Genomic DNA, 6,081 nt, shown 5'->3' on the forward strand with positions numbered 1-6,081 from the left:
CCAACCTCATTGAATTATGTAAATTTATATATAAAATTTTCCTTATGTTTATATAAGGAAAAATATATGGCTACTTTTAAATTTTATAATATTCAGCTTCTACCTATGGATAGGAAAAAAGACTCAGAGGTGGGGGAGTCTGGATATTGTCGGCTTTTTAAATCAGTAGAGAAACAGCTTGATGATTTAAGAAAGGAAAAACAAAAATTAAGTTCGATTTCTGCGAAGCTTATCGGTGATATGTATTTTTCTGCATTTTCGTCATCAACGTACTCTTACCCATCAGAGGGTGGGAAACAATATTTAGTTCATGGCTATTTTCTTAAGTTCGATGATGTTAACACGTTGGTGGATACAGAAAGCGGGAAGATTAGTTATACATCAGCTGGAAACAATAGTAGCCGTAGATTTCAGTTTGAATATGTTTTTGATCCAAAATTACATATTTTAGCTATTCAAGACACAAAAGGATTACCTACTCGGAACGCTTTAATTAGCTCATTGAATGAAGTGTTGGGGTATCATGCAATTAAGCTTTTCCCCAATCATAGCCTAGAAATTATAGAGTTAACCTCTGCGGAATCAATACGAGATTTTTTCTTGACGCCCAAAAAAGGTTACAAGACTTATAAGGGAGAAGTAACATTCTCCAACTCAGATGATTTTGATTTTGATGCAGAGGATGAGCTTAGAGAGCTAGCTGGAGAGCTTGAGTCTGAGCTTAAAACTAATGAAGTGCATAGATGGGAAACTCAATATCGAAGCTTTAAAGGTTCTTTGATGAATGACTTACCGAAAAATGCGAAGGCTCAATTAATTTTAGCTGCAAAATTTGGTAATGCAGAAGTTAGCTATAGAGATGAACATGATGAGTTGAAAAAATACAAAATGGAAGACTATCCTGTTAAGGAAAGGCTTCAGGAATCAAATACAGCCCAAGGGATAAAGAACAGAGCTTTAGATATTAAAAACTTGATTACTCAAGCAAATAGAAAAGCTAAAAAGGCATTAAAAGCAATCAAGGTTAACAAAAACATCTTCAATAAAGATGAGTGAGATAGGAAAAAAATATGACAGAGCCTATAAAATATCTGATTTATAAAAGAATTAGATCTACTCCGATTGTAGGCTCTATTTTTCGTATTACCAACGCATATGCTTTCAAGGGTGAGCCTCAATGTAATGAAGTCATCGCGCCATTTAAATGCTGGTGGGATAGGATTTTTAAAAAATTTGTTGTGGTTCTTGTATTCACGATAGCTATGTTCTTTCTTGAGGATTCGTCATTAAGTGAAGCCCCATGGAATCCTGCAGATACTGTATTGAGCATTTTCCCGAGTATTTTAGGATTTGGAATTGGTGTTTACGCGTTGATGTTTATCATGCCTAGTGATTTTATGCATTACCTTAAAAAACGCCACGAATCTGGAAAAAGCCAAATAAGTCACCGTATTATACCTGTTGATATGGGATATCCTTTATCTGTTTTTATAGTGGTTTTATGTGTAGCTTCTATCTGTAAATTATTTAATCAAAATGGAGTTACTTATTTTGCAAGCTTATTATCATTATTTTATGGCTTAAGCATGTCTATAGAATTGATGTCTTTTTTGTTTAACTCCTCAGTGATGATTCAGTCTATAAGAAGTGTGGATGAGGGTAATAAAAAATGATTAGCAAGGCTTAATTAGCTCTATAAATTAAAGGTCACTTCGGTGACCTTTTTTATTACTTAAAAAGACCAATCCAATTCATAAATCTAGCTGCCATTGCTGGTGGCTTTCTATTAACTAAACATCGGAACACTCCGCAGGGGTGGATATGCGTATGCACGAAAAATACTCTAGCCCCTTTTCTTATGCTCTTGGAGTTATCACTACTGCAGCTGGGGCGTTATCGTTAGACCAATGGGCGGTGCTCATCGGGATTATCTGTACAGTCGCCACATTTTTGGTGAATTGGCACTACAAGCGGAAAGAATTCAAATTAAGAGAAGGGGAATCCAGTGGCAAAAATACCAAATAAAATCAAGGTTGCCGCTGCTGGTGGCTTAATTTCATTAACAGTCGGAATGATTGCTTATTTTGAAGGTGTTGAATATAAGCCATACAAAGACGTAGTAGGCGTGACCACGGTTTGTTTTGGGCACACCGGCGCAGACATTATTCCCACCAAAACCTATACAGAATCAGAATGTTTAGCTTTGCTTGAAAAAGACCTCAGCAAAGTTAGAAAGGGCGTAGACCCTCTAATTAAAATCGATATCGACGTTAACACACGAGCCGCAATCTATTCCTTTGCTTACAACGTAGGCACGGTTGCTTTTGCTCGTTCTACGATGCTGAAGAAACTGAATGCTGGTGATATCGCTGGTGCTTGCAACGAACTTAAACGCTGGACATACTCAGGGGGTAAAGAGTGGAAAGGCTTGATAACACGAAGAGAGATAGAAAATGCTGTATGTCTTGGAAAGTTCGACTCGGCTTATTCCTCTTCCTCGCTGGATTCATTGTCTTTGTGGCTGCTGGCATCTATGCACTCAGAGACAATACCTGCGGTGGCACTTACAAAGTAAGCTTAGAAAAACGCTGCCAAAGTGCGGTTAATTACAATAAAGCCAAGCAGGTTAACTTATGAAGATAGATAACTCAGTTTGGCTTTTTTTAATGCTCGTTATTGCAGGTTGGTGGGCTGTTACTGAATATGAAAACAACTCACTGCTTAAAGCAGATAACATCAACAAAAGCAAAGTCATTGCTACTCAGTCACTTCAATTCAATCGGTTTAATCAAATAGCCACTACGGCTTATCGCTATGGCATTCAAGCGGAAGTCAAATCACAGGAGAAAGTCATTGAATATCGAGAAATACTCAAAAAAGAGCTTACTTGTGATTTGCCTGTGCCTCAGCCTATTGCTGATGGGTTGCTCAAGTACACCCACGAATTACGGGCAATGTACGCCGATCCCCAAAACACTAACCGAACCAGTGTTGGTACCATTACCACCGGCACCCTAACTTATTGCCAAGCGGTGCTATGGATTGATTCTTTGTTATCAGCATTGGATAAGGCTAATGGTCAGCTTGAAGCCATTCAAGATATTGAACAACAAAGGCTAAACTTATAGATGGTTTCTAAGAAAATTACCTATAGTAGTTACATATAGAGAAAGCTATTTTAAAGTTTTAATACCATCTATTCTAGTGTATAAAGTAATTAGAAATAAGCGGCGGCTGCCTTTTGAGAATGGTATTTACTTATATTTTATTTGGTACAAGTGGTAGTGCTTTTGCACTAAATTTTATCACATCGGAATTAATTAGTTTTACAGCAGCTTTTCTCATGAGCAAGGGGGCCTATATGTCAAATTATATGATGGAACTGTTTAAAGGTATGAAAAACAAATTGGGCAGCCGTGGCTTCAGGGTATCCTGCTGAAGATCTTGTGAAATCCAAGTGAAAGCTAATTTCTATAAACCACCTCATGGTGGTTTTTTCTTCAAAAATTCAAATCATTTAAGCTAGTTAATATTCGTAGTTATAACAAGAATTTTCATCATGAAGCGTTTGATACATCATCCGTAGTGAACCCTATTTCTGTCATTGGTAATTACAAAGATAATAAATTTTTAAAACTACTAGATTATATTCTCAACTACCGTCACCCTGATCTCGAAAAGATAGAGAGGCTGAAGATAAAATAAAAATGCCCCAGATATCGGGGCAAAATAGAAAATAACTGCTTATGAATGAGCGTCACTATACGTTAATCATTAATGACCACAACATTAAAAAGGTAGTAATCTCAAGTGGATGTTACAAATCTGAGCCTCGCTAAATGCGGGGATTTTTAATGGCAAAAAAATAGCCTCTAGGGGTTAGAGGCTGAAAGGATCGGAATATCTATGAAAAACTAATTGCTATTAAGTCAATATACAGATTCTAAAGTCGTGCAACGAAAGCAAAGGTAAAATAAGGTTATTTTTATTCAAAGTTTGTAATCGTTAGTACGCATTTACTCCAGCGCACCGCGAGCACATTTAAAACATCAAGGTCCTACAGGAAGTACTCCTAAGAACTACCGCTATAGTTAGCTTTTTTGGGGGCTTTCTGTGCTAACAGTCTCATTTTATATAAGAAGAGACGTTATGACTGAAACAATAGCTATTCCTGAATTTAATTTCCAAAAGATGGTTGCGGCATCTGATAGTCTAGTAACGTCACTATAAGTTAACCATGAAAGACTACAACCTTCAAAGGTAGCAATCTCAAGCGGATATTACAAATATGAGCTTCCAATTAGGGGCTTTTTAATAGGCAAAAAATAGCCCGCAGAAATTTGGGCTAAAAAGAACAGTATTAACATTTAATATGATATCCATGCAAAGCATGGTAAGTAATTTTAAATTAGCAAGTTAATATAATAAATCTACGTACAAACAGAACAATTCTGTGAAGAGTTGTATGAATATATTCAGAAGTGATAAAAAAATCCCCTTCTATTAAAAGGGGAGTATTCAAGAGAAACTCATAATTATTGTAGGTCCAGTCATCCTTGAGCGGCGATAAGATGGCATCACTATTTATTTCTTAATCCAATATGAAGGTCTGATTGCTTATTCAGGTTCTGATGAGCATGGCGTTCTGCAACTAGGATAATTGCGAGAGGGCTTAGCTACAAGCCCTCTGTGTGGTAGGGATTATTTTTTTGTATAAATAATTTTCTGTGTTTCATTAGAACAGTTACCCACAACAGCACCTTGTTGTGAAGCTGCTTCTTCATTTGAAACGACAGTAATGGTAAAGCTCTCTTCAGGCACACCATTGTTAATGATTTTTTGCGTAATCTCTTCAACAACAGCTTCGCATGAAGCATTTGCAAAAACAGGAGTAAGTAGCGCAACGAACGCAGCAATAATGATTTTTCTTTGCATTTTAATGCCCTTAATTAAATTTAAAAAAGTAAGTAAAGAAATTTATTATGAAGCATTGTGAGTATACTTAAATAAAATATTCATAGCCATCAGCTAATCACTGGTGGCTTTTTCATTTGTGGAGAAAGTTATGTCAGATAAAAAAGAAGTAGCCGAGTTAAGTATCAAGGTATCAGTTGATACTACTGAGTTGGATAAGCTAGAAGCACAACTGAAGCGCATTGCTGGGTTACTGATTGATGCAGACCTAAAGAATAAGGTTGAGTTTAAGATTGATATCGCCAGTGGCAACGCCGAATTCACAGGCATAACAACTGCAATAACCCAAGCTAAGGCGTTTGTTAATGATGTCTTTATTGATAAAGCAGTAGTACAGGATGCTGTCTGTAAGGCGACGAATCACACGCCATCAAAAATCATGTGTCGGGTGGGTGATATGACATATATGCGTGATGGTTCAGTATTGCTTGGTTCAGAAGGGTACATTGGTAAAGCGGACTCCGATGCTGCTAAAGCCTTTAATGCTGAATCATTGAATCAAGCGGCAATGGTTAATGTGATAGAGACCCACAAGATTCAAGAGGCTGTCAACCTGGCTGTAGGGATAATTAAAGATCAAGATAAAGCGTTCGCTGATGCAGTGCGGCAAGTAATGCAGAAAGCTACGATTGATGTTTTGCGTAATAATGCAAAGGGAGCTTGATATGCCTCCGCGCATACCTAGAGCCTGCCGAAAGCATGGCTGCTGCAAGACAACAACTGACCGTAGTGGCTATTGTCAAGAGCACATGAATACAGGATGGGAAAGCCACCAGCAAGGTAAGAGTCGCCATGAGCGCGGTTATGGATCCAAGTGGGATAAGATACGGGCTCGCGTTTTGCATCGTGATAAACATCTGTGCCAAGAGTGCTTGAAGTCAGGTAGAGCAACTGAAGCCAAGACAGTGGACCACATCAAACCCAAAGCGCATGGTGGTACCGATGATGATAGCAACCTGCAAGTGCTGTGCTGGTCATGTCATAGAAGCAAGACGGCAAGTGAACGAACCAGAAGATAATCGCTATATGGCGATAACTTACAGAGGGGAGGGGCGGGTCAAATCCCTACCACTCTCGCCCTAAAGTACCGCCGCCTTACCTTTTGTT

The 6,081-nt window shown here is 38.0% G+C and carries 8 protein-coding genes; 7 read left to right on the top strand and 1 reads right to left on the bottom strand.

The window, feature by feature from the left end:
* Positions 1 to 66: 66 nt before the first annotated feature.
* From PR766_RS17495 to PR766_RS17515, 5 genes are all read left to right on the top strand, one after another.
* Positions 67 to 1,056, top strand: coding sequence for a DUF4747 family protein (locus PR766_RS17495; protein ID WP_154636015.1), 990 nt, complete (start codon positions 67 to 69; stop codon positions 1,054 to 1,056).
* A 14-nt stretch (positions 1,057 to 1,070) separates the two neighbouring features.
* Entirely contained in the window at positions 1,071 to 1,673 is a 603-nt protein-coding gene (locus PR766_RS17500; RefSeq protein ID WP_230086765.1) for a hypothetical protein, read from the top strand.
* A gap of 148 nt (positions 1,674 to 1,821) precedes the next feature.
* The gene (locus tag PR766_RS17505) at positions 1,822 to 2,025 is read left to right on the top strand and encodes a phage holin family protein (RefSeq protein WP_154636014.1); all 204 of its coding nucleotides are present in this window, start codon (positions 1,822 to 1,824) and stop codon (positions 2,023 to 2,025) included.
* Positions 2,006 to 2,575, top strand: coding sequence for a lysozyme (locus tag PR766_RS17510; protein WP_272518484.1), 570 nt, complete (start codon positions 2,006 to 2,008; stop codon positions 2,573 to 2,575). Before PR766_RS17505 ends, PR766_RS17510 begins: the two co-directional genes overlap by 20 nt.
* Before the next feature lie 58 nt (positions 2,576 to 2,633).
* Positions 2,634 to 3,128 (top strand): hypothetical protein, encoded by a 495-nt coding sequence (locus PR766_RS17515; RefSeq protein ID WP_154636013.1) that lies wholly within the window; start codon positions 2,634 to 2,636, stop codon positions 3,126 to 3,128.
* 1,573 nt (positions 3,129 to 4,701) lie between these two features.
* On the opposite strand, the gene PR766_RS17520 is transcribed toward PR766_RS17515, so the two are convergent.
* Positions 4,702 to 4,935, bottom strand: a complete 234-nt coding sequence (locus tag PR766_RS17520) for a DUF1161 domain-containing protein (RefSeq protein ID WP_112860036.1) — start codon at positions 4,933 to 4,935, stop codon at positions 4,702 to 4,704.
* 130 nt (positions 4,936 to 5,065) lie between these two features.
* On the opposite strand from PR766_RS17520, the gene PR766_RS17525 reads away from it, so the two are divergent.
* Both PR766_RS17525 and PR766_RS17530 read left to right on the top strand, forming a co-directional pair.
* Positions 5,066 to 5,638: a hypothetical protein gene (locus PR766_RS17525; RefSeq protein WP_154636012.1), complete on the top strand. Its 573-nt coding sequence runs from the start codon at positions 5,066 to 5,068 to the stop codon at positions 5,636 to 5,638.
* 1 nt (position 5,639) lies between these two features.
* Positions 5,640 to 5,993 carry an HNH endonuclease gene (locus PR766_RS17530; RefSeq protein ID WP_154636011.1) on the top strand — a complete coding sequence of 118 codons (354 nt, stop codon included), beginning with the start codon at positions 5,640 to 5,642 and terminating at the stop codon, positions 5,991 to 5,993.
* Positions 5,994 to 6,081 lie beyond the last annotated feature (88 nt).

Origin of the sequence: Providencia sp. PROV208 (assembly GCF_028479465.1) — a bacterium.
Classification (GTDB): domain Bacteria; phylum Pseudomonadota; class Gammaproteobacteria; order Enterobacterales; family Enterobacteriaceae; genus Providencia; species Providencia alcalifaciens.

Excerpts from the sequence above, each read along its gene's own strand:
- PR766_RS17495 (WP_154636015.1), top strand. The coding sequence starts at position 67 with ATGGCTACTTTTAAATTTTATAATATTCAGCTTCTACCTATGGATAGG.
- PR766_RS17500 (WP_230086765.1), top strand. The coding sequence starts at position 1,071 with ATGACAGAGCCTATAAAATATCTGATTTATAAAAGAATTAGATCTACT.
- PR766_RS17505 (WP_154636014.1), top strand. The coding sequence starts at position 1,822 with ATGCGTATGCACGAAAAATACTCTAGCCCCTTTTCTTATGCTCTTGGA.
- PR766_RS17515 (WP_154636013.1), top strand. The coding sequence starts at position 2,634 with ATGAAGATAGATAACTCAGTTTGGCTTTTTTTAATGCTCGTTATTGCA.
- PR766_RS17520 (WP_112860036.1), bottom strand. The coding sequence starts at position 4,935 with ATGCAAAGAAAAATCATTATTGCTGCGTTCGTTGCGCTACTTACTCCT.
- PR766_RS17525 (WP_154636012.1), top strand. The coding sequence starts at position 5,066 with ATGTCAGATAAAAAAGAAGTAGCCGAGTTAAGTATCAAGGTATCAGTT.
- PR766_RS17530 (WP_154636011.1), top strand. The coding sequence starts at position 5,640 with ATGCCTCCGCGCATACCTAGAGCCTGCCGAAAGCATGGCTGCTGCAAG.